The 22,342-nt window shown below is 62.3% G+C and carries 21 protein-coding genes, 5 tRNA genes and 1 rRNA gene; 23 read left to right on the forward strand and 4 right to left on the reverse strand.

Features of this window, described 5'->3' with window-relative positions:
- The 4 genes from rrf (at position 1) to ACIPZ5_RS06335 (ending at position 3,816) form a co-directional block, all read left to right on the forward strand.
- A 5S ribosomal RNA gene (rrf, locus tag ACIPZ5_RS06320) occupies positions 1-116 on the forward strand.
- A 137-nt stretch (positions 117-253) separates the two neighbouring features.
- Positions 254-913: a paraquat-inducible protein A gene (locus ACIPZ5_RS06325; protein WP_343595859.1), complete on the forward strand. Its 660-nt coding sequence runs from the start codon at positions 254-256 to the stop codon at positions 911-913.
- Positions 900-1,523, forward strand: coding sequence for a paraquat-inducible protein A (locus ACIPZ5_RS06330; RefSeq protein WP_261942567.1), 624 nt, complete (start codon positions 900-902; stop codon positions 1,521-1,523). The genes ACIPZ5_RS06325 and ACIPZ5_RS06330 overlap by 14 nt, the downstream gene beginning before the upstream one ends.
- Complete coding sequence (locus ACIPZ5_RS06335) at positions 1,516-3,816, forward strand: PqiB family protein (RefSeq protein ID WP_261942568.1); 2,301 nt, start codon at positions 1,516-1,518, stop codon at positions 3,814-3,816. Before ACIPZ5_RS06330 ends, ACIPZ5_RS06335 begins: the two co-directional genes overlap by 8 nt.
- Positions 3,817-3,928: 112 nt before the next feature.
- Here ACIPZ5_RS06335 and rpsT read toward each other — a convergent pair whose 3' ends face one another.
- On the reverse strand, positions 3,929-4,207 hold the full coding sequence (gene rpsT, locus ACIPZ5_RS06340; protein WP_003247625.1) for a 30S ribosomal protein S20: 279 nt from the start codon (positions 4,205-4,207) through the stop codon (positions 3,929-3,931).
- Between the two features lie 250 nt (positions 4,208-4,457).
- On the opposite strand from rpsT, the gene murJ reads away from it, so the two are divergent.
- The 6 genes from murJ to ispH all read left to right on the forward strand — a co-directional run bounded on the left by murJ (position 4,458) and on the right by ispH (position 11,793).
- Entirely contained in the window at positions 4,458-5,996 is a 1,539-nt protein-coding gene (gene murJ / locus ACIPZ5_RS06345; RefSeq protein ID WP_400807330.1) for a murein biosynthesis integral membrane protein MurJ, read from the forward strand.
- Between the two features lie 118 nt (positions 5,997-6,114).
- Entirely contained in the window at positions 6,115-7,065 is a 951-nt protein-coding gene (gene ribF / locus ACIPZ5_RS06350) for a bifunctional riboflavin kinase/FAD synthetase (RefSeq protein WP_400807333.1), read from the forward strand.
- Positions 7,062-9,893, forward strand: a complete 2,832-nt coding sequence (gene ileS / locus ACIPZ5_RS06355) for an isoleucine--tRNA ligase (RefSeq protein ID WP_400807335.1) — start codon at positions 7,062-7,064, stop codon at positions 9,891-9,893. Before ribF ends, ileS begins: the two co-directional genes overlap by 4 nt.
- Entirely contained in the window at positions 9,886-10,401 is a 516-nt protein-coding gene (gene lspA, locus ACIPZ5_RS06360; RefSeq protein ID WP_054886101.1) for a signal peptidase II, read from the forward strand. Before ileS ends, lspA begins: the two co-directional genes overlap by 8 nt.
- A complete protein-coding gene (fkpB, locus tag ACIPZ5_RS06365) occupies positions 10,394-10,831 on the forward strand; it encodes an FKBP-type peptidyl-prolyl cis-trans isomerase (RefSeq protein ID WP_261942572.1) in 438 nt (145 codons plus the stop codon). Before lspA ends, fkpB begins: the two co-directional genes overlap by 8 nt.
- A 14-nt stretch (positions 10,832-10,845) precedes the next feature.
- Complete coding sequence (gene ispH / locus ACIPZ5_RS06370) at positions 10,846-11,793, forward strand: 4-hydroxy-3-methylbut-2-enyl diphosphate reductase (RefSeq protein ID WP_313714122.1); 948 nt, start codon at positions 10,846-10,848, stop codon at positions 11,791-11,793.
- Position 11,794: 1 nt separating this feature from the next.
- Here ispH and ACIPZ5_RS06375 read toward each other — a convergent pair whose 3' ends face one another.
- Complete coding sequence (locus ACIPZ5_RS06375) at positions 11,795-12,274, reverse strand: GspH/FimT family pseudopilin (RefSeq protein WP_400807338.1); 480 nt, start codon at positions 12,272-12,274, stop codon at positions 11,795-11,797.
- Between the two features lie 109 nt (positions 12,275-12,383).
- On the opposite strand from ACIPZ5_RS06375, the gene ACIPZ5_RS06380 reads away from it, so the two are divergent.
- From ACIPZ5_RS06380 to thiO, 5 genes are read left to right on the forward strand one after another with little or no spacing between them, the layout of a single operon-like run.
- Positions 12,384-12,566 (forward strand): prepilin-type N-terminal cleavage/methylation domain-containing protein, encoded by a 183-nt coding sequence (locus tag ACIPZ5_RS06380; protein ID WP_343595842.1) that lies wholly within the window; start codon positions 12,384-12,386, stop codon positions 12,564-12,566.
- Entirely contained in the window at positions 12,563-13,210 is a 648-nt protein-coding gene (locus ACIPZ5_RS06385; protein ID WP_343595840.1) for a pilus assembly protein PilW, read from the forward strand. Before ACIPZ5_RS06380 ends, ACIPZ5_RS06385 begins: the two co-directional genes overlap by 4 nt.
- The gene (locus ACIPZ5_RS06390; protein ID WP_400807340.1) at positions 13,207-13,680 is read left to right on the forward strand and encodes a hypothetical protein; all 474 of its coding nucleotides are present in this window, start codon (positions 13,207-13,209) and stop codon (positions 13,678-13,680) included. Before ACIPZ5_RS06385 ends, ACIPZ5_RS06390 begins: the two co-directional genes overlap by 4 nt.
- Position 13,681: 1 nt before the next feature.
- Positions 13,682-14,071, forward strand: coding sequence for a type IV pilin protein (locus tag ACIPZ5_RS06395; RefSeq protein WP_400807341.1), 390 nt, complete (start codon positions 13,682-13,684; stop codon positions 14,069-14,071).
- 53 nt (positions 14,072-14,124) lie between these two features.
- On the forward strand, positions 14,125-15,222 hold the full coding sequence (thiO, locus tag ACIPZ5_RS06400) for a glycine oxidase ThiO (RefSeq protein ID WP_400807343.1): 1,098 nt from the start codon (positions 14,125-14,127) through the stop codon (positions 15,220-15,222).
- 144 nt (positions 15,223-15,366) lie between these two features.
- Here thiO and ACIPZ5_RS06405 read toward each other — a convergent pair whose 3' ends face one another.
- Positions 15,367-15,597, reverse strand: a complete 231-nt coding sequence (locus ACIPZ5_RS06405) for a PP0621 family protein (RefSeq protein WP_027918226.1) — start codon at positions 15,595-15,597, stop codon at positions 15,367-15,369.
- Between the two features lie 94 nt (positions 15,598-15,691).
- Positions 15,692-16,711, reverse strand: a complete 1,020-nt coding sequence (locus ACIPZ5_RS06410; RefSeq protein ID WP_313714116.1) for an outer membrane protein assembly factor BamD — start codon at positions 16,709-16,711, stop codon at positions 15,692-15,694.
- Between the two features lie 147 nt (positions 16,712-16,858).
- Here ACIPZ5_RS06410 and rluD point away from each other — a divergent pair, with 147 nt between their 5' ends.
- The 8 genes from rluD (at position 16,859) to ACIPZ5_RS06450 (ending at position 22,281) form a co-directional block, all read left to right on the forward strand.
- A complete protein-coding gene (gene rluD / locus ACIPZ5_RS06415; protein ID WP_027918228.1) occupies positions 16,859-17,821 on the forward strand; it encodes a 23S rRNA pseudouridine(1911/1915/1917) synthase RluD in 963 nt (320 codons plus the stop codon).
- Positions 17,818-18,558: a peptidoglycan editing factor PgeF gene (gene pgeF / locus ACIPZ5_RS06420; RefSeq protein WP_400807346.1), complete on the forward strand. Its 741-nt coding sequence runs from the start codon at positions 17,818-17,820 to the stop codon at positions 18,556-18,558. The genes rluD and pgeF overlap by 4 nt, the downstream gene beginning before the upstream one ends.
- Before the next feature lie 251 nt (positions 18,559-18,809).
- Positions 18,810-21,374, forward strand: coding sequence for an ATP-dependent chaperone ClpB (clpB, locus tag ACIPZ5_RS06425; protein ID WP_343595826.1), 2,565 nt, complete (start codon positions 18,810-18,812; stop codon positions 21,372-21,374).
- A gap of 463 nt (positions 21,375-21,837) precedes the next feature.
- Positions 21,838-21,913: transfer RNA gene (locus tag ACIPZ5_RS06430), tRNA-Asn, on the forward strand.
- Positions 21,914-21,917: 4 nt separating this feature from the next.
- A tRNA-Pro gene (locus ACIPZ5_RS06435) sits at positions 21,918-21,994 on the forward strand.
- A 6-nt stretch (positions 21,995-22,000) separates the two neighbouring features.
- Positions 22,001-22,076: transfer RNA gene (locus ACIPZ5_RS06440), tRNA-Lys, on the forward strand.
- Between the two features lie 47 nt (positions 22,077-22,123).
- Positions 22,124-22,200: transfer RNA gene (locus tag ACIPZ5_RS06445), tRNA-Pro, on the forward strand.
- A gap of 5 nt (positions 22,201-22,205) precedes the next feature.
- A tRNA-Lys gene (locus ACIPZ5_RS06450) sits at positions 22,206-22,281 on the forward strand.
- The last annotated feature ends 61 nt before the right edge of the window (positions 22,282-22,342 follow it).

Raw genomic sequence — 22,342 nt, forward strand, 5'->3', positions numbered from 1 at the left:
CTTGACGACCATAGAGCATTGGAACCACCTGATCCCATCCCGAACTCAGTAGTGAAACGATGCATCGCCGATGGTAGTGTGGGGTTTCCCCATGTGAGAGTAGGTCATCGTCAAGATTCATTTCGCAAAACCCCTATCTGCACATGCAGGTAGGGGTTTTGTCTTTCTGGCTCCATGGCAGGCGTTAGTCGTCTCCCACATTTCCAGCTGGGAACACTAGAATAGAGCCGACGTACCTATTCAGAATCCCGAGATGCCCGATCCCGTCGAAACCCAAGCCCTAGAGCAGTTGCCGCTGGACGAACTGGTCGCCTGCCACGAGTGCGACCTGCTGATGCGCAAGCCGGTGCTGCAGCATGACGAAAAAGCCCAATGTCCACGTTGTGGCTACGAGCTGTACGCTCACCGGCACAATGTCGTCAACCGTAGCCTGGCCTTGGTGCTGACAGCCTTGTTGTTGTTCGTGCCGGCCAACTTCCTGCCTATCATGCAGTTGCACCTGCTTGGCCAGACTTCGGACGATACCGTCTGGAGTGGTGTGCTAGGCCTGTACAACTCGGAAATGCGCGGCGTTGCCGTGGTGGTGTTCCTGTGCAGCATGGCCATCCCCTTGCTCAAGCTGCTGTGCCAGTTGGCCGTGCTGTTGAGCATCCGCCTGAATGTGGGGCGTGATTACGGGCTGGTGTTCTACCGCTTCTATCACCACCTGCGTGACTGGGGCATGCTCGAGGTCTACTTCATGGGCGTGCTGGTGGCGATCGTCAAACTTGTGGACCTGGCCGAACTGACCGTTGGCCTGGGCCTGTTCTGTTTCATCAGCCTGTTGCTGGTTCAGGTCTGGCTCGAAGTGGTGATGTCCCCACACCAGATCTGGAGCGCGTTGTCGGGGGAGGATCTCCATGCGGGCGATTGATGCAGGCATCCTGGTCTGCAATGAATGTCATGAACTTAACCGTCAGGATGCCGAGCGCGATTCGCAGACCTGCACGCGCTGCGGCGCCATCGTGCACGCGCGGCGCCCAAACAGCATCATCCGTACCTGGGCGCTGCTGATCACTGCCTCGATTCTGTATATCCCGGCCAACCTGTTGCCCATCATGACTGTCAGCACCTTGGGGCAGGGTAGCGGCGACACCATCATGTCTGGCGTCATTACCTTGCTCAAGCACGGCATGGTGCCGATCGCCGCCGTGGTGTTCATTGCCAGCATCCTGGTGCCTACCTTCAAGCTGGTGGGCATCGGCCTGTTGCTGTATTCGGTCCAGCGCCGCCAGCCACTGTCGGCAAGGCAGCGGATCCTGATGTACCGCTTCATCGAATTCATAGGGCGCTGGTCCATGCTGGACATTTTCGTCATCGCCATTCTGGTGGCAGTGGTGAATTTCGGCCGTATCGCCAGTGTCGAAGCCAACCTGGGCGCTGTCGCCTTTGCAACTGTGGTGATCCTCACGATGCTTGCTGCTTTAACTTTCGATCCCCGACTGATCTGGGATAACACGGAGTCGGATGACGACCATGAGTGACATGCCAACGGCTAAAACCCGCCCTGCCTCGAACTGGTCGGCCATCTGGATCCTGCCGCTGATCGCGCTGATGATCGGCGGCTGGCTGGCTTGGCAGGCCTATCGCGATGCCGGCGTGGAGATCGAAGTGCGTTTCGAGACCGGCGAAGGCATCGTCGCCAACAAGACCGAGGTGATCTACAAAGGCATGTCGGTGGGCAAGGTCACGAAGCTGGTGCTCGACGCAAAGGGTGAGAACCAGGGGGTGATCGCCACCATCGAGATGAACAAGGCTGCCGAGCCGCACCTGACCAAGGGCACGCGCTTCTGGCTGGTCAAGCCCAGTGTAAGCCTGGCCGGCATCTCGGGCCTGGAAACACTGGTATCCGGCAACTACATCGCTGTCAGCCCGGGGGAGGGCGAGCGGACCAAGCGCTTTAACGCGCTGAAGGTCGCGCCACCGCTGTCCGACACCGAGCCGGGTCTGCACCTTACCCTCAAGGCCGAGCGCCTGGGTTCGCTCAATCGGGACAGCCCGGTGTTCTACAAGCAGATCCAGGTCGGCCGGGTGAAAAGCTATCGCCTTTCCGAAGACCAGAGCACGGTCGAGGTCAAGGTATTCATCGAGCCGGCCTACGCCAGCCTGGTGCGCAAGCACACGCGCTTCTGGAATGCCAGTGGCATCAGCATCGATGCTGATCTGTCGGGTGTGAAGGTGCGCAGCGAGTCGCTGTCGAGCATCGTCGCCGGCGGCATCGCCTTCGCCACGCCGGAGTATCGCAAGGACAGCCCTCCAACCGACCCAAGCCTGCCGTTCCGCCTGTATGAAGACTTCGATGCGGCCCAGGCGGGTATCCGCGTCAAAGTGAAACTCACTGACTATGAGGGCCTCCAGGCCGGTCGTACGCCAGTCATGTACAAGGGTATTCAGGTTGGCTCGTTGAAAGCCCTGAAAATGGAAGACAACCTGGCCAGCGCCTCTGCCGAGCTGACGCTGGATCCGTTGACCGAAGACTATCTGGTCGAAGGTACACAGTTCTGGGTGGTCAAACCGTCCATCTCCCTGGCGGGTATTACCGGCCTGGAGGCGTTGGTCAAAGGTAACTACATCGCCATTCGCCCAGGCGAGAAGGGCGCCAAGCCGCAGCGTGAATTCGAGGCCCGGCCCAAGGCGCCGCCGTTGGACCTGAAGGCCCCAGGCCTGCACCTGGTGCTGTTCGCCGATACGCTGGGCTCGCTGGAGGTCGGCAGCCCGGTGATGTATCGCCAGGTCAAGGTCGGTAGCGTGCAGAGCTACCAGTTTGCCCGCAACAGCAACCGTATCCTGATTGGTGTGCACATCGAGAAAGAATACGAAAACCTGGTCAACGGCTCCTCGCGCTTCTGGAACGTCAGCGGTATTACCCTGACCGGGGGCCTGTCGGGTATCAAGATCAAGAGTGAGTCGCTGCAGACCCTGATGGCCGGCGGTATCGCCTTCGACACGCCTAGGCCCAATGTTGCACTCAAGCGCCATATCCCGCGCTTCCGCCTGCTGGAGAGCCAAGAGGCGGTGAACCGCACCGGTACCCTGGTCACTATTCGGGTAGACCGTGCCGACGGCCTCAAGCCTGGTACGCCAATTCGCTTCCGTGGCCTGGATGTGGGTAGCGTTGAGAGCGTCGACCTGACAAAAGACTTGCAGGCGGTACTGCTGCGCGCACGCATTACCGAGGCGGCAGACCGCATTGCCCGGGCAGGTACGCAGTTCTGGGTGGTCAAGCCGGCACTTGGGCTGGTGCGTACGGAGAACCTCGATACCTTGATTGGTGGGCAGTACATCGAAGTGCAGCCGGCGGTGAAGGACAAGGGGCCGCAGCGTGATTTCATTGCGCTGGGCGAAGCGCCTGAAATCGCAGGTGAGGAAGTGGGCCTGCCGTTGACCCTGAGTGCTCCGCGTCGTGGTTCGATCAAGCCGGGCGTGCCTGTTACCTATCGCGAGGTGGCGGTAGGCAAGGTGACCGGTTTCGAGCTTGGCCAGACCGCAGATCGTGTGTTGATCCACATTCTGATCGAGCCACGTTATGCCGCCCTGGTGCGCGGTGGCAGCCGGTTCTGGAACAGCAGTGGTTTTGGCTTCGACTGGGGGCTGTTCAAAGGGGCCACGGTGCGTACCGAGTCACTTGAGACACTGATCGATGGTGGCATTGCCTTTGCCACGCCTGAGGGCGAGCAGATGGGCAATCCGGCGCGGCCGCAGCAGACCTTCGCCTTGTTTGACAAGCCTGAGGATGCCTGGCTGCAGTGGGCCCCGAAGATCCAGATCGCCAAGTAACTAGCCAGCAATGTGGGAGCGGGCAAGCCGCTCCCACAGGGATCGCGCAGGGCCTAAATCGCAGGCATAAAAAAACCGGCCCTGGGGCCGGTTTTTTCGACAAGAACGTCGCTTAGGCAGCTGCAGCTTCTTTCAGTGCCTTGATGTGGCCATTCAGACGGCCTTTGTGGCGAGCAGCTTTGTTCTTGTGGATGATGCCTTTGTCGGCCATACGGTCGATTACAGGCACAGCCAGAACGTAAGCGGCTTGCGCTTTTTCGGCGTCTTTTGCGTCGATGGCTTTAACTACATTCTTGATGTAGGTGCGGACCATGGAACGCAGGCTGGCGTTGTGGCTGCGACGCTTCTCAGCCTGTTTTGCACGTTTCTTGGCGGAAGGTGTGTTGGCCACCGTCGAGCTCCTCGAAAGACTTTAGGTAAATAGCAAACAAAATAGGCCGCGAATCATGCCGATGAGTCGACCGGATGTCAAGGCCACCTGCAGGGTTCCGCCGAGTGGTGCAGCAACAGGCGGGAAATATTCCTTTCTGCCGTGCTACCTGTAAACTCGGGAATTTTTGGCTCCCCTGCGAAGGCGCGGGAGTATCGCACATTCGGACGCTGTCTGGCAGCGCCCTCTGTCCCTGGCGTGAATCTTTTCGATGAATCTGCTCAAATCCCTGGCTGCAGTCAGCTCCATCACCATGATTTCGCGGGTGCTGGGCTTCGTGCGCGACACCATCCTGGCCCGTGTTTTCGGTGCCGGTATCGCCACCGACGCCTTCTTCATCGCCTTCAAGCTGCCCAACCTGCTGCGGCGGATCTTTGCCGAGGGGGCATTTTCCCAGGCGTTCGTGCCGATTCTGGCCGAATACAAGACCCAGCAGGGCGAGGAAGCGACGCGCACCTTCATTGCCTATGTCAGCGGCCTGCTGACCCTGGTGCTGGCCCTGGTCACGGCCGTCGGCATCCTCGCCGCGCCCTGGGTGGTCTGGGCCACCGCCCCGGGCTTTGTCGACAGTGCCGAGAAGTACGCGCTGACCACTGACCTGCTGCGGGTGACGTTCCCTTATATATTGCTGATTTCGCTGTCGTCCCTCGCCGGCGCGATTCTCAATACCTGGAACCGCTTTTCCGTTCCGGCGTTCACCCCGACTCTGCTCAACGTGGCGATGATCATCTTCGCCGTGCTGCTCACGCCGTACTTCAATCCACCGATCATGGCCCTGGCCTGGGGCGTACTGGCCGGTGGCCTGGCGCAGTTGCTGTACCAGCTGCCAGCGCTGAAGAAGATCGGCATGCTCGTGCTGCCGCGCCTCAACCTGCGCGACGCTGGTGTCTGGCGGGTGCTCAAGCAGATGCTGCCGGCGATCCTCGGGGTGTCGGTGAGCCAGATCTCGCTGATCATCAACACCATCTTCGCCTCCTTCCTGGCAGCCGGTTCGGTGTCGTGGATGTACTACGCCGACCGCCTCATGGAACTGCCGTCCGGCGTGCTGGGCGTGGCCCTGGGCACCATCCTGCTGCCGACGCTGGCCAAGACCTACGCCAACAAGGACCGTGAGGAATATTCGCGGATCATGGATTGGGGCTTGCGCCTGTGCTTCCTGCTGGTGCTCCCGTGCACCCTGGCCCTGGCGGTCCTGGCCGAACCGTTGACGGTGGCGTTGTTCCAGTACGGCAAATTCACCGCCACCGACGCGGCGATGACCCAGCGTGCGCTGATCGCCTACTCGATAGGCCTGCTGGCGATCATTCTGGTCAAGGTACTGGCACCGGGCTTCTATGCGCAGCAGAATATCCGCACGCCAGTGAAGATTGCGATCTTCACCCTGGTCTGCACGCAGTTGTTCAACCTGGCGCTGATCGGCCCCTTGCAGCACGCCGGCCTGGCACTGGCGATCAGCCTGGGTGCCTGCCTGAACGCCAGCCTGCTGTTCTGGAAGCTACGCAGCCAGCAGTTGTTCAAGCCGCAACCGGGCTGGACGGTGTTCCTGCTTAAGCTGGTGCTTGCAGTTACCTTGATGACCGCAGTGCTACTGGCGGGCATGCACTACCTGCCGGCCTGGGAGCAGGGCAACATGCTTGAACGGTTGCTGCGCCTTGGCGCGTTGATCGCGGCGGGTGTGGTGACCTATTTCGGTTGTCTGTACCTGTGTGGTTTCCGACCCCGGCATTTCGCCCGCAAGGCCCTGCATTGAGCTGGAAGGCGGGTCAGGCGTCGGTTTTTCGCATTCCACGCCACCCCTTGGCGCTGCTGCCTGTCACCGGCGCCCGGGTGTGGTTATAATCGGCCACTTTATGAGCAAGAAGCGCGTTATGCAGCTGGTTCGAGGTCTTCACAACCTGCGCCCCGAGCACCGGGGCTGTGTCGCCACCATTGGCAACTTCGACGGGGTTCACCGCGGCCACCAGGCAATCCTGGCGCGCCTGCGCGAGCGCGGCCAGGCCTTGGGCCTGCCGACCTGCGTGGTGATCTTCGAGCCGCAGCCGCGCGAGTACTTCGCCCCGGACACCGCACCCGCCCGCCTGGCGCGCCTGCGCGACAAGGTCGAGCTGCTGGCCGCCGAAGGCATCGACCGAGTCCTGTGCCTGGCGTTCAACCAGCGCCTGAGCAAGCTCAGCGCCGATGACTTCGTCAAGGCGATCCTGGTCGATGGCCTGGGCGTGCGCCACCTCGAAGTGGGCGACGACTTCCGCTTTGGCTGCGACCGTGCCGGCGACTTCGCCTTCCTGGTCGCTGCTGGCCAGAAGTACGGGTTTACCGTCGAAGCGGCCAACACGGTGATCCAGGACGGCCTTCGAGTCAGCAGCACCGAGGTGCGCAACGCGCTGTCTGCAGGCAACTTCGAGCTGGCCGAGCATCTGCTGGGCCGCCCATACCGTATTACCGGCCGCGTGTTGCATGGCCAGAAGCTGGCCCGCCAGCTCGGCACGCCGACCGCCAACATCCAGCTCAAGCGCCGCCGAGTGCCGCTGTCCGGGGTCTACCTGGCCAGCATCGAGATCGACGGCAAGGCCTGGCCGGGTGTCGGCAACATCGGCGTGCGCCCGACGGTGGCCGGAGACGGCCGCCCGCACCTCGAGATTCATCTACTGGATTATGCCGGCGATCTGTATGGCCGGCGCCTGACGGTGGAATTCCACCACAAGCTGCGTGAAGAGCAGCGATTCGCCTCCCTGGAGGCGCTGAAGTCGGCGATCGATGCGGATATCGCCGCCGCACGTGCACATTGGCACGCTCAACCGCTAACGAAGAGCCCGAAATGACCGACTACAAAGCCACGCTAAACCTTCCGGACACCGCCTTCCCCATGAAGGCCGGCCTGCCTCAGCGCGAACCGCAGATACTGCAGCGCTGGGACAGCATTGGCCTGTACCAGAAGCTGCGCGAAATTGGCAAGGATCGTCCGAAGTTCGTCCTGCACGACGGCCCGCCCTATGCCAACGGCAAGATTCACATCGGTCATGCGCTGAACAAGATCCTCAAGGACATGATCGTCCGTTCCAAGACCCTGGCCGGCTTCGACGCACCGTACGTACCGGGCTGGGACTGCCACGGCCTGCCGATCGAGCACAAGGTCGAGGTCACCCACGGCAAGCACCTGACTGCCGACCGCACCCGCGAGCTGTGCCGCGAGTATGCCGCCGAGCAGATCGAAGGGCAGAAGACCGAGTTCATCCGCCTGGGTGTGCTGGGTGACTGGGACAACCCGTACAAGACCATGAACTTCGCCAACGAGGCCGGTGAAATCCGCGCCCTGGCCGAAATGGTCAAGCAAGGCTTCGTGTTCAAGGGCCTCAAGCCGGTGAACTGGTGCTTCGATTGCGGTTCGGCCCTGGCTGAAGCCGAAGTCGAATACGCCGACAAGAAGTCCCAGACCATCGACGTGGCCTTCCCGGTCGCCGATGAGGCCAAGCTGGCCGCCGCTTTCGGCCTGGCTTCGCTGGCCAAGCCCGCTGCCATCGTGATCTGGACCACCACCCCGTGGACCATCCCGGCCAACCAGGCGCTGAACATCCACCCGGAGTTCAAGTACGCCCTGGTCGATACCGGCGAGCGCCTGCTGGTGCTGGCTGAAGAGCTGGTCGAGTCGTGCCTCAAGCGTTACAACCTGGAAGGCTCGGTAATCGCCACCGCCCCGGGCTCGGCCTTGGAACTGGTCAACTTCCGTCACCCGTTCTACGACCGTCTGTCGCCGGTTTACCTGGCTGACTATGTCGAGCTGGGCGCCGGTACCGGCGTGGTGCACTCGGCACCTGCCTACGGTGAAGACGACTTCGTCACCTGCAAGCGCTACGGCATGGTCAACGACGACATCCTCACCCCGGTGCAGAGCAACGGCGTGTATGTCGAGTCGCTGCCTTTCTTCGGCGGCCAGTTCATCTGGAAGGCCAACCCGGCCATCGTCGACAAGCTGAGCGAAGTCGGCGCGCTGATGCACACCGAAACCATCAGCCACAGCTACATGCACTGCTGGCGCCACAAGACTCCGCTGATCTACCGCGCCACCGCGCAGTGGTTCGTCGGCATGGACAAGCAGCCGAGCACCGGCGAGCCGCTGCGTGAACGTGCGCTGAAAGCCATCGAAGAAACCAAGTTCGTCCCGGCCTGGGGCCAGGCGCGCCTGCACTCGATGATCGCCAACCGCCCGGACTGGTGCATCTCGCGTCAGCGCAACTGGGGCGTGCCGATTCCGTTCTTCCTGCACAAGCAGACCGGCGAGCTGCACCCGCGCACCGTCGAGCTGATGGAAGCCGTGGCCAAGCGCGTCGAGCAAGAGGGCATCGAAGCCTGGTTCAAGCTGGACGCTGCCGAACTGCTGGGTGACGAAGCCGGCCAGTACGACAAGATCGCCGATACCCTGGACGTCTGGTTCGACTCCGGTACCACCCACTGGCACGTGCTGCGTGGCTCGCACGACATCGGCCACGCTACCGGCCCGCGCGCCGACCTGTACCTGGAAGGTTCCGACCAGCACCGCGGCTGGTTCCACTCGTCGTTGCTGACCGGTTGCGCCATCGACGGCCACGCGCCGTACCGCGAGCTGCTGACCCACGGCTTCACCGTGGACGAAAGCGGCCGCAAGATGTCCAAGTCGCTGGGCAACACCATCGAGCCAGAGAAGGTCAACAACACTCTGGGTGCCGACATCCTGCGCCTGTGGGTTTCCGCGACCGACTACTCGGGCGAGATGGCGGTTTCCGAGCAGATCCTGCAGCGCAGCGCCGATGCCTACCGCCGTATCCGCAACACCGCGCGCTTCCTGCTTTCCAACCTGTCCGGCTTCAACCCGGCCAGCGACCTGCTCAAGCCTGAAGAGATGATCGCCCTGGACCGCTGGGCGGTGGACCGCACCCTGCTGCTGCAGCGCGAGCTGGAAGAGCACTACGGCGAATACCGCTTCTGGAACGTCTACTCGAAGATCCACAACTTCTGCGTGCAGGAGCTGGGTGGCTTCTACCTCGACATCATCAAGGACCGCCAGTACACCACCGGCGCCAACAGTGTCGCCCGCCGTTCCTGCCAGACCGCGCTGTACCACATCAGCGAGGCGCTGGTGCGCTGGATCGCGCCGATCCTGGCGTTCACCGCCGATGAAATCTGGCAGTACCTGCCGGGTGAGCGCAACGAGTCGGTGATGCTCAACGGCTGGTACCAAGGCCTCAGCGAACTGCCGGAAGGCACCGAGCTGGACCGCGCCTACTGGGACCGCGTAATGGCTGTCAAAGCCGCGGTCAACAAGGAACTGGAAAACCAGCGTACCGCCAAGGTCATCGGCGGCAACCTGCAAGCCGAAGTCACCCTGTTCGCCGAAGAAAGCCTGAGCGCCGACCTGAACAAGCTGGGCGATGAACTGCGCTTCGTGCTGATCACCTCGGCCGCCAGCGTGGTGCCGTTCGCCCAGGCGCCGGCCGAAGCCGTGGCCACCGAAGTCGAAGGCCTCAAGCTGCAGGTGGTCAAGTCCGGCCACGTGAAGTGCGGCCGTTGCTGGCACTTCCGCGCCGACGTCGGCAGCCACCCGGAGCACCCGGAAATCTGCGGCCGTTGCGTCGACAACCTGACCGGCGAAGGCGAGGTGCGTCACTATGCCTAACCCTGCGGCGGGGCGCTTCGGGCGCCTTGCATGGCTTTGGCTGAGCTTGCTGGTCCTGGTCCTCGACCAGGCCACCAAGCTGTATTTCAACAACGCGTTGACCATGTACCAGCAGATCGTCGTCATTCCTGACTACTTCAGCTGGACCCTGGCCTACAACACTGGCGCTGCCTTCAGCTTCCTCGCCGATGGCGCCGGCTGGCAGCGCTGGCTGTTCGCCCTGATCGCCGTGGTGGTCAGTGCGGTGCTGGTGGTCTGGCTCAAGCGCCTGGGGCGCGGCGAGACCTGGTTGGCGGTAGCGCTGGCGCTGGTGCTGGGTGGTGCGATCGGCAACCTGTACGACCGCATCGTGCTTGGCCATGTGGTCGACTTCATCCTGGTGCACTGGCAGAACCGTCATTACTTCCCGGCCTTCAACCTGGCCGACAGCGCCATCACCGTTGGTGCGGTGATGCTGGCGCTGGATATGTTCAAGAGCAAGAAGTCCGAGGATCCGGTCCATGACTGACACCCGTATCGGCCAGAACACCGAAGTCACCCTGCACTTCGCGCTGCACCTGGAAAACGGCGACACCGTCGACAGCACCTTCGACAAGGCCCCGGCCACGTTCAAGGTCGGTGACGGCAACCTGCTGCCAGGCTTCGAGAACGCGCTGTTCGGCTTCAAGGCCGGTGACAAGCGCAACGTGGTGGTGGCGCCGGAGAATGCCTTCGGTCAGCCCAACCCACAGAACGTGCAGGTCATGCCACGCTCCAACTTCGAAGGCATGGAGCTGTCCGAAGGGCTGCTGATCATCTTCAACGACGCCGCCAACACCGAGCTGCCGGGTGTGGTCAAAGCGTTCGACGACGACCAGGTGACCATCGACTTCAATCACCCACTGGCTGGCAAGACCCTGACCTTCGAGGTGGAAATCCTCGAGGTGAAGGCCCTGTAAGCCTGGAGCCGAGCATGCAAATCAAACTCGCCAACCCGCGCGGCTTCTGCGCGGGGGTCGACCGGGCGATCGAGATCGTCAACCGTGCGCTGGAAGTCTTCGGCCCGCCGATCTACGTGCGTCACGAAGTGGTGCACAACAAGTTCGTGGTGGAAGACCTGCGCAACCGTGGCGCCATCTTCGTCGAGGAACTGGACCAGGTGCCGGACGATGTCATCGTCATCTTCAGCGCCCATGGCGTTTCCCAGGCCGTGCGCCAGGAAGCGGCAGGCCGCGGCCTGAAGGTATTCGATGCGACCTGCCCGCTGGTGACCAAGGTGCACATCGAAGTGGCCAAGTACAGCCGCGATGGCCGTGAGTGCATTCTCATCGGCCACGAAGGCCACCCGGAAGTCGAAGGCACCATGGGGCAATATGACGCCAGCAACGGCGGCGCCATCTACCTCGTCGAAGACGAAGACGATGTTGCCCAGCTGCAGGTGAACGACCCGGATCACCTGGCCTTCGTCACCCAGACCACGCTGTCGATGGACGACACCAGCCGCGTCATCGATGCCCTGCGCGCACGCTTCCCGAACATCGGCGGCCCGCGCAAGGACGATATCTGCTACGCCACGCAAAACCGCCAGGATGCAGTCAAGCAGCTGGCCGGCGAGAGTGATGTATTGCTGGTGGTCGGCAGCCCTAACAGCTCCAACTCCAACCGCCTGCGCGAGCTGGCCGAGCGCATGGGCACCCCGGCCTATCTGATCGATGGCGCCGAGGACATGCAGCGCGTCTGGTTTGAAAAGGCGCAACGGGTCGGTATCACTGCCGGTGCTTCGGCTCCCGAAGTATTGGTACAGGGCGTGATTGAACAGCTCAAGGCCTGGGGCGCTACCGGCGCCGAAGAGCTGGATGGGCGGCCGGAGAACATCACGTTCTCCATGCCCAAAGAGCTGCGGGTTCGCTCGCTGATCTGAGTCAGCGGCCTGCGCACAGCGAGTCTGCTCCCTTGACTGTGCGCAGGTCGACCCTGCCAGCGCTTGATATCACCACCTGATATTTGTCGCTTGCAGGGGAGTTCTCACAAACCTCCAGCGTTGCGCCGAACTGGCCCACTGGCATTCCCAGAGCACTGAATTTCACCTGTCCCTTGGTGTTTTCGACGATCCTCATCGGGCGCGTTAGCCGGTGTTCGCGCAGCACTTGCTGATTGTGCACTAGCTGCACACGCCAGCCCTTGCCCCAATCGCTTTCCAGAGGCCGCACCAGCACAGGCTGGCTTTGCAGCAAGGCGTGGCTGCGCGCGCTGCGCAGAGCCTGGGCCAGATCCCGGGCCGCCGCCGCTCTGTGCAGGTCATCGCTAAACCTGGCGTAGGCCGGCATGCCGAGTTGTGTCAGCACGGCGGCCATGGCCAGTGCAAACATCATTTGAATCAGTGTTACGCCACGTTGCTTCACCGTGCATTCCTCCCTGGAACTGCTTGGCTATAGCTTCACGGTCGGTGGGCATGAGGTCCAGACGACCAAGTTCAAGTTGATTGCGGGAAAAGTCGCAGGAGGTGCAAGGATGCACAAGAAACAGCGAGGCATGACGCTTCTGGAAGTGCTGTTGGCGGTAGTGGTGGTGGCAGTGGGCATATTCGCCTCGGCCGCCCTGCAGCTTAAGGCATTGCAAGCCACCGACAGTGCGCGGCGGGAAGGGCAGGCAGCGTTGGCGGAGCACAGCGAACACGAACGGAACCGGCCATGAAGCGCATGCAAGTCGGCTTCGGGTTGCTGGAGGTGATGCTGGCGCTGGCGATTGGGCTGATGGTGTTGGTGGCTGCCAGTCAGCTTGTCGTTTCCGCTCATCAAACATGGCGGCTTCAGGGCGCGGCGTTGCGCCTCCAGGATGACGCACGCCTGGCCTTGCTGCGCATGGCCCAAGATATTCGAATGGCTGGCATGTTCGGTTGCCTGCGACTGAGGCCCAGTGACTTCGAGGACCCGCTTGCCCGGCAGGCATTCGCCCAGCCGCTGGCGATTGGGTCGTCCAGCCTGGAGTTGGTGGTCGCTGAGTCATCAGGGTACGCAGGAAAATCGGAATGGACACTGCTGATGGACTGCCGTGAAGAAGCCATCGTGTACAAAGATCCTCCATCTCAAAAGGGCACGGTCATGGCCGTGCGAATAAGCCGTCATCGGTACGAGTTGCGCGATTCAATCCTCTATTTCACTCGGGGCCAGAACTCTCAGCCGCTTGCCAACCATGTGCGTGAGATGCAGGTGACGCGGGTCGATGCGCCCGAAGGGGGAAGGGTAGACCTGCAACTGACGTTGTATGAACCGACATTGCAACTTGAGCAGCGCCATGAGCTAAGCGTGGCGCTGCGCAATCCGGTTTTCAGGCCATGAGCCGCCAACGTGGAATGGTTCTGCTGCTGTCGCTAATACTCAGCCTGCTGTTGGCTTTGCTTGCCGCTTCAGCCTTGCGCGACGCGCTGATCGAAACACGCATGACCGGTGCCATGACTGATGGCCTGCAGGCTTTTGAAGACGCGGAAGTCGTGCTGCTCGCTGGCGTCGAGGAACTTCAGCGCTCGCCGCCTGATCGGTGCAGCGACTGCCAACCACCTCCGCGTCCGCACGACCTGCAAGGTCAATGGCAGAAGGTCAAGGGCGGCTACTTTCACCTGCAGAACCTGGGTGAAACCGACCGAGCTGCACACATGCCCGAGGGCGAGCGGTTCACCTTGTACCGGATAACAGCCGTCAGCCAGCAACTGGCGGCCCGCCAGGTCCTTGAGGCCGTCTACGCCGTACCAACCGCTCAAGCACAGGCACCCCAGCGCATTCTCTGGCGGCAGAGATTGAGAGGAGACTGACATGCAGCAAGGCATGACCCTGATCGAGTTATTGATTGTCGTGGCCGTCACCGGCATTCTGGCAGCCATTGCCTACCCCAGTTACAGCGACCAGCTCAGGCGAGCCGCACGCAGCGAAGTGGTTGGCCTGCTGCATGACGCTGCCCTGCGCCTGGAGCTCCATCGCGTGCGCACCGGCGGTTACGCCGAAGGCGACCCGCAATTGCCCGCCGCCAACCGTCATTATCGCCTGCAGGCCCAACGCGACAGCGACACCTTCACGCTGATCGCCCGGCGGCTGCCCGATGGCCTGATGGCCGATGATCGCTGTGGCGATTTCCAGCTCGACCAGGCCGGCGTGCAGAGCAATCCGGGTGCCGCGCAAGGCAGCGAGCGCTGCTGGGGAAGCTGAAGGTTGAATGATGCCCAGGCATCGCGGAATTACTTCAGGTGTTGGATCGACAGATGAGCAAGCAAGTAGTGGTGGTCGGCGGCGGGGTGATCGGCCTGCTGACCGCGTTCAACCTGGCGGCCAAGGTCGGCCAGGTGGTGGTGTGTGACCAGGGTGAAGTTGGCCGCGAGTCTTCCTGGGCGGGCGGCGGTATCGTCTCGCCATTGTACCCCTGGCGCTACAGCCCGGCGGTGACCGCCTTGGCGCATTGGTCGCAGGATTTTTATCCACAGCTGGGCGAGCGTCTGTTTGCCACGACCGGTGTCGACCCAGAGGTGCACACCACTGGTCTTTACTGGCTTGATCTGGACGACGAGGCCGAGGCGCTGGCTTGGGCCGAGCGCGAGCGTAGACCCCTCAGCGCTGTGGATATCTCGGCCGCCTACGATGCGGTGCCGGTGCTTGGCCCGGGCTTCAAGCACGCGATCTTCATGGCCGGTGTGGCCAACGTGCGCAATCCGCGGCTGGTGAAGTCGCTCAAGGCAGCATTGCAGGCACTGCCCAACGTGACCTTGCGTGAGCACTGCCAGATCAGCGGCTTTGTTCATGAGAACGGGCGCGTGACTGGCGTACAGACGGCTGACGGTGTGCTCACGGCGGATGAAGTGGTGCTCAGCGCTGGCGCCTGGAGTGGTGACCTGCTGCGCACCCTGGGGCTCGAGCTGCCGGTCGAGCCGGTGAAGGGCCAGATGATCCTGTTCAAGTGCGCCGAGGACTTCTTGCCGAGCATGGTGCTGGCCAAGGGGCGCTATGCGATCCCGCGTCGGGACGGGCACATTCTGGTGGGCAGTACGCTGGAGCATGCCGGGTACGACAAGACCCCGACCGAAAACGCGCTGGCCAGCCTCAAGGCGTCCGCCATCGAGCTGCTGCCTGAGCTCAAGGATGCCACGGTGGTGGGGCACTGGGCTGGACTGCGGCCAGGCTCGCCGGAAGGCATTCCCTACATCGGGCCGGTGCCTGGGCATGACGGTTTGTGGCTGAACTGCGGGCATTACCGCAACGGGCTGGTGCTGGCGCCAGCTTCGTGCCAGCTGTTCAGCGACCTGCTGACCGGGGCCGAGCCCATCATCGATCCGGCGCCGTATGCGCCAGCGGGGCGCTTGGGCTGAGATTGCCGGGCCCGCTGTACGGGCCTTTCGCGGCACAAGGCCGCTCCTACAGGGATCGAGGTCTCTTGTAGGAGCGGCCTTGCCGGGGCGCCGGACCGGTCGGAAAGGGCTGCACAGCAGCCCCACTTTCACCAAGCTAACAGATCACTGCGATTGGCCGGGCCCCTGCTGCAAGTGCGCCTGGCTGCAATACCAGTCATTGCCCTGCTGCAGCGCCCGGTCGTCGGGCAGGTGCACGCCGCAGTGGGCGCAACGCACCATCTTCAATGGCGCATCGAGCTTCGGCTCGGAGTGCGACTGCTGGCTGACTTTGAACTTGCGCCACAGCCAGAACGCGGCGGCGATCAGGGCGATCCAGAAAAGTAGGCGAACCATGGTGTCCAGCTTGTTGGTTATGGAAGCCGACAGTCTAGGACGCGGCCATAAAAAAAGGGAGGCCTCAGGCCTCCCTTTCTCATCGCGCTTGGAGTCAGTCGAACAGACCAAAGGTCATGTAGCTGAACCACGAGCGGTCTTTTTCGGCTTCTTTTGGGCCTGCCGGCACGATCGGGTCGCCGTTCTCGTCCTTCGGCAGCAGCTCTTGCGGCATCTCGTCGCGTGCGTCCTGGAACTGCTTGACCACGTCCTGGTTGGCGCGGGTTTCGCCCGGTGGCAGCGGGGTGTCGGTTTCGATCAGCCCCAGGGTGGCCTTGGACAGCCAGCTGCGGCCGTCAGACTCGGTCTGCTTGGGCTGGAACTGGCCATCGACCAGGCTTGGGTGGTCCGGGTAGTTGAGCTTGAGGGTTTCCAGGCTGGTGGCCGCGAGCTCGTCCAGGTGCATTTTCTGGTACGACTCGACCATGATCGCCAGGCCGTCGCCGACCGATGGGGTTTCCTGGAAGTTCTCGACCACGTAGCGGCCACGGTTGGCAGCGGCCACGTAAGCCTGGCGGCCCAGGTAGTAGTCGGCCACGTGGATTTCGTAGGCGGCCAGCAGGTTGCGCAGGTAGATCATGCGCTGCTTGGCGTCCGGCGCGTAGCGGCTGTTGGGGAAGCGGCTGGTCAGCTGGGCGAACTCGTTGTACGAGTCACGGGCGGCGCCCGGGTCACGCTTGGTCATGTCCAGCGGCAGGAAGCGCGCCAGCAGGCCACGGTCCTGGTCGAACGAGGTCAGGCCCTTGAGGTAGTAGGCGTAGTCGACGTTCGGGTGCTGCGGGTGCAGGCGAATGAAGCGCTCGGCGGCCGATTTGGCTGCTTCAGGCTCGGAGTTCTTGTAGTTGGCGTAGATCAGCTCGAGCTGCGCCTGGTCGGCGTAGCGGCCGAACGGGTAGCGTGACTCCAGGGCCTTGAGCTTGTTCACGGCGCTGGTGTAGCTGGAGTTGTCCAGGTCAGCCTGAGCCTGTTGATACAGCTCGGCCTCGCTGAGGTTCTCGTCAATGACTTCCTTATTGGAGGAACAGGCCGCGGTGAGCCCGAGGATGGCGATCAGCAGCAGGTGTTTCACTTGCATGGCGGCTTGCGTCCCTTTGACGGCCGCTGTCTTGGGCGGTGCCGTCCTGTTATGATGAGCGCCCCGGCCAACCCCGGGACAAAAGAAGCCGTATTTAACCACAAGCTCGCAGCCGAAACCAAAGGCTGTGCGCCCGCCGAATCGAGCATGTCCGAGATCATTCAACTTAGCGCAGAGGTCCCGTCCGAACTGGGCGGTCAACGCCTCGACCAAGTCGCCGCCCAATTGTTCGCCGAGTATTCGCGTTCGCGGCTTACTTCGTGGATCAAAGAAGGCCGCCTGACGGTCGATGGCGCGGTCGTGCGCCCTCGGGACCCGGTCCATGGTGGTTCGCAACTCATCCTGGAGGCCGAGCAAGAGGCCCAGGGTGAGTGGATCGCAGAAGATATCGAACTGGATATCGTCTACGAAGACGACCACATCATGGTGATCAACAAGCCTGCCGGGCTGGTTGTTCACCCGGCCGCCGGGCATGCCAGCGGTACGCTGCTCAATGCGCTGCTGCACCACGTGCCGGACATCGTCAACGTGCCGCGCGCCGGTATCGTGCATCGCCTGGACAAGGACACCACCGGTCTGATGGTGGTGGCCAAGACCTTGCAGGCGCAGACCAAGCTGGTCGAGCAGATGCAGGCCCGTAAAGTCAGCCGCATCTACGAATGCATCGTCATCGGCGTGGTCACCGCCGGTGGCAAGATCGATGCGCCGATCGGCCGTCACGGCGGCATGCGCCAGCGCATGGCGGTCACCGACGGCGGCAAGCCGGCGGTCAGCCACTACCGTGTGCTCAAGCGCTTCCGCTCGCACACCCACGTGCGCGTGAAGCTGGAAACCGGCCGTACCCACCAGATTCGTGTGCACATGGCCCATGTCGGTTTCCCGCTGGTCGGCGACCAGACCTATGGCGGGCGCTTCCGCATTCCGCCAGCGGCCAGCCCGACCATGGTCGAGGCGGTCAAGACCTTCCCACGCCAGGCGCTGCATGCGCGTTTCCTTGCGTTGGCTCACCCGATCACCGGTGAAATCATGAAGTGGGAATCGCCGTTGCCGGACGACTTCGTCTGGTTGCTGTCGCTGCTCAACCAGGACCGCGAGAGCTTTATCGGATGAACGGCCTGACGCAGACGCTGCTGTTCCCCGACTGGCCAGCCCCGGCCTCGGTCCGCGCCTGTGTCACTAGCCGCGAGGGCGGCGTCAGCCTGTCGCCCTATGATTCCTTCAATCTCGGTGATCACGTCGGCGATGACCCGGTCGCCGTCGCCGTGAACCGCCGTCGCCTGAGCGACACATTCGCCATCCAGCCCGCCTGGCTCAAGCAGGTGCATGGCCTGGTGGTGGCGGATGCCGACCCAGCCGTGGTGGCCGAGGCCGATGCCAGCTGGACCGACCAGCCGGGCGTTGCCTGCACCGTGATGACTGCCGATTGCCTGCCGGCGTTGTTCTGCGACCGCGCCGGTACGCGCGTGGCCGCAGCGCATGCTGGCTGGCGCGGGCTGGCTGGCGGTGTGCTCGAGGCTACCCTCGATCGCCTGGCGCTGGCGCCTGAAGAGGTGCTGGTGTGGCTCGGGCCGGCGATTGGCCCCAAGGCGTTCGAAGTCGGGCTGGAGGTGCGCGATGCCTTCACCGCCGTGCATCCTGAAGCGGCCAGGGCGTTTGTCGACGGTGAGCGGCCGGGCAAGCTGATGGCCGACATCTACGAGCTGGCACGCATTCGCCTGGCGGCGCGTGGGGTGACGGCTGTTTATGGGGGCGGTTTCTGCACGGTCAGTGACGAGCGGTTCTTCTCCTATCGCCGTACCCCGCAGGGCGGGCGTTTCGCCTCCTTGGTCTGGCTGGCTGCGCGCTAGCCTGTACTGGCTTCTTCGCGGGCAAGCCCGCTCCCACAGGTAACTCACCGGCCTTGAAAGCGGTGCTGTACTTGTGGGAGCGGGTTTACCCGCGATTGCCCCATCGCTAATCCATCAGGTTGACGCCGGTCAACCCCGCTAAGCTTGAATCTTCCAGAATCACCCTTATCTATTAAGGCATCTCAGGCAGGTTTCTTCATAAACAGGCGCTGTCCATCGCTCCGACCTGCCCTTTAAAGGAAGGTACCCCCATGCGAATAGACCGTTTGACCAGCAAGCTGCAGCTTGCGATATCCGATGCCCAATCCCTGGCCGTTGGCATGGACCACCCAGCCATCGAGCCCGTGCACCTGTTGCAGGCACTGCTCGAACAGCAGGGCGGTTCGATCAAGCCGCTGCTGATGCAGGTCGGCTTCGATATCAACAGCCTGCGCCAGGCGTTGGTGAAAGAACTCGACCAGTTACCGAAAATCCAGAACCCCACCGGCGACGTGAACATGTCGCAGGACCTGGCACGCCTGCTCAACCAGGCCGACCGCCTGGCCCAGCAGAAGGGCGACCAGTTCATTTCCAGCGAACTGGTGCTGCTCGCTGCCATGGACGAGAACAGCAAGCTCGGCAAGCTGCTGCTCGGCCAGGGCGTGAGCAAGAAGGCTCTGGAAAACGCCATCAACAACCTGCGCGGCGGCGCGGCGGTGAATGACGCCAACGCCGAAGAGTCGCGCCAGGCCCTGGACAAGTACACCGTCGACCTGACCAAGCGCGCCGAAGAGGGCAAGCTCGACCCGGTGATCGGCCGTGACGACGAAATCCGCCGCACCGTGCAGGTGCTGCAGCGCCGTACCAAGAACAACCCGGTGCTGATTGGTGAGCCTGGCGTGGGCAAGACTGCCATCGCCGAGGGCCTGGCCCAGCGCATCATCAATGGTGAAGTGCCCGATGGCCTGAAAGGCAAGCGCCTGCTGGCGCTGGACATGGGCGCGCTGATCGCCGGTGCCAAGTACCGCGGTGAGTTCGAAGAGCGCCTCAAAGGCCTGCTCAACGAGCTGTCCAAGCAGGAAGGCCAGATCATCCTGTTCATCGACGAACTGCACACCATGGTCGGCGCCGGCAAAGGCGAGGGCGCCATGGACGCGGGCAACATGCTCAAGCCGGCCCTGGCCCGTGGCGAGTTGCACTGCGTTGGCGCCACCACGCTCAACGAATACCGCCAGTTCATCGAGAAGGACGCGGCGCTGGAGCGGCGCTTCCAGAAAGTGCTGGTGGAAGAGCCGAGCGAGGAAGACACCATCGCCATCCTGCGTGGCCTGAAAGAGCGCTATGAAGTGCACCACAAGGTGGCCATCACCGATGGTGCGATCATCGCCGCCGCCAAGCTCAGTCACCGCTACATCACCGACCGCCAGCTGCCGGACAAGGCCATCGACCTGATCGACGAAGCGGCCAGCCGCATCCGCATGGAGATCGACTCCAAACCGGAAGTGCTCGACCGCCTCGACCGTCGCCTGATCCAGCTGAAGGTGGAATCCCAGGCGCTGAAGAAAGAAGAAGACGAGGCAGCCAAGAAGCGCCTCGAGAAGCTCACCGAGGAAATCGAGCGGCTGGAGCGCGAGTATTCCGACCTGGAAGAGATCTGGGCGTCGGAGAAGGCTGAAGTGCAAGGCTCGGCGCAGATCCAGCAAAAGATCGAGCAGGCCCGCCAGGAGCTGGAGACCGCCCGTCGCAAAGGCGACCTGAGCCGCATGGCCGAGCTGCAGTACGGGGTGATCCCGGACCTGGAGCGCAGCCTGCAGATGGTCGACCAGCACGGCAAGACCGAGAACCAGTTGCTGCGCAACAAGGTGACCGAGGAAGAGATTGCCGAAGTGGTGTCCAAGTGGACCGGCATCCCGGTGGCCAAGATGCTCGAAGGCGAGCGCGAGAAGCTGCTGAAGATGGAAGAACTGCTGCACCAGCGGGTGATTGGTCAGGGCGAGGCGGTGACTGCGGTTGCCAACGCCGTGCGCCGTTCGCGTGCCGGGTTGTCCGACCCGAACCGGCCGAGTGGTTCGTTCATGTTCCTCGGCCCGACCGGCGTGGGCAAGACCGAGCTGTGCAAGGCGCTGGCCGAGTTCCTGTTCGACACCGAAGAGGCCATGGTGCGCATCGACATGTCCGAGTTCATGGAGAAACACTCGGTGGCTCGCCTGATCGGTGCCCCGCCAGGGTACGTGGGGTATGAAGAGGGCGGGTACCTGACCGAAGCCGTGCGCCGCAAGCCATACTCGGTGGTGCTGCTGGACGAAGTGGAAAAGGCTCACCCGGATGTGTTCAACGTGCTGCTGCAGGTGCTGGAAGACGGCCGCCTGACTGACAGCCATGGCCGTACCGTGGACTTCCGCAACACGGTGATCGTGATGACCTCCAACCTGGGCTCGGCGCAGATCCAGGAGCTGGTGGGGGATCGCGAGGCGCAGCGTGCGGCGGTGATGGATGCGGTGGGTTCGCACTTCCGTCCGGAGTTCATCAACCGCATCGACGAAGTGGTGGTGTTCGAGCCCCTGGGCCGCGAGCAGATCGCCGGTATCACCGAGATCCAGCTTGGCCGCCTGCGCAGCCGCCTGCTCGAGCGCGAACTGTCGCTGAGCCTGAGCCCGGAGGCCTTGGACAAGCTGATCGCCGTGGGTTACGACCCGGTGTATGGCGCACGGCCACTGAAGCGGGCAATCCAGCGCTGGATCGAAAACCCGCTGGCGCAGCTGATCCTGGCTGGCAAGTTCCTCCCAGGGACGGCGATTACCGCCAAGGTCGAAGGCGACGAAATCGTCTTTGCCTGATCACTGCAGTAACCAAGCCCCGCTTCGGCGGGGCTTTTTTGTGTCTGCCTGTGCCGGCCTCTTCGCGGGCAAGCCCCTTCACACAGGAAATAGTGCCGTCTCCCAGGCCTGCGCAGAACCTGTGGGAGCGGGCTTGCCCGCGAAGAGGCCGGTACAGGCCCAGTAAAATCGGGGCTTTCCGGGCGGGCAGGTTAACTTGCTGAAAATTTTGAAATTTTTGCTTGCATCAAAATTCGAGTGCCCCTAATATACGCCGCGTTGTCAGGCACTAAGCGAATCACCAGCAACATCGGTGACCGCAAAACAACTTACAAATCAGTAAGTTGAATGAAAAAAAGTGGTTGACAAGCAAAACGAAGAATGTAGAATAGCCGGCCTCAGCAGCGACAACGCGAAAGCGGATCGCCAAAGAGACCGAAGCTAACACAAGCTTCGAAGCTGTAAAGATGTACCGAAGTTCAGTTCCGCGATAGCTCAGTCGGTAGAGCAAATGACTGTTAATCATTGGGTCCCTGGTTCGAGTCCAGGTCGCGGAGCCAATCTCGGGGTGTAGCGCAGTCCGGTAGCGCGCCTGCTTTGGGAGCAGGATGTCAGGAGTTCGAATCCCCTCACCCCGACCATTTTCCGGGTCGTTAGCTCAGTTGGTAGAGCAGTTGGCTTTTAACCAATTGGTCGTAGGTTCGAATCCTACACGACCCACCATGTAGAAAAGGGCATCTCCAATGAGATGCCCTTTTTTTTGAAACACTCGGGGTGTAGCGCAGTCCGGTAGCGCGCCTGCTTTGGGAGCAGGATGTCAGGAGTTCGAATCCCCTCACCCCGACCATTTTTGGGTCGTTAGCTCAGTTGGTAGAGCAGTTGGCTTTTAACCAATTGGTCGTAGGTTCGAATCCTACACGACCCACCATGTAAAAAGGGCATCTCGAAAGAGATGCCCTTTTTCTTTGCCTCAAGAAAACCGCCCTTCG

Source organism: Pseudomonas sp. NPDC089428 (assembly GCF_044749325.1).
Classification (GTDB): Bacteria; Pseudomonadota; Gammaproteobacteria; order Pseudomonadales; family Pseudomonadaceae; genus Aquipseudomonas.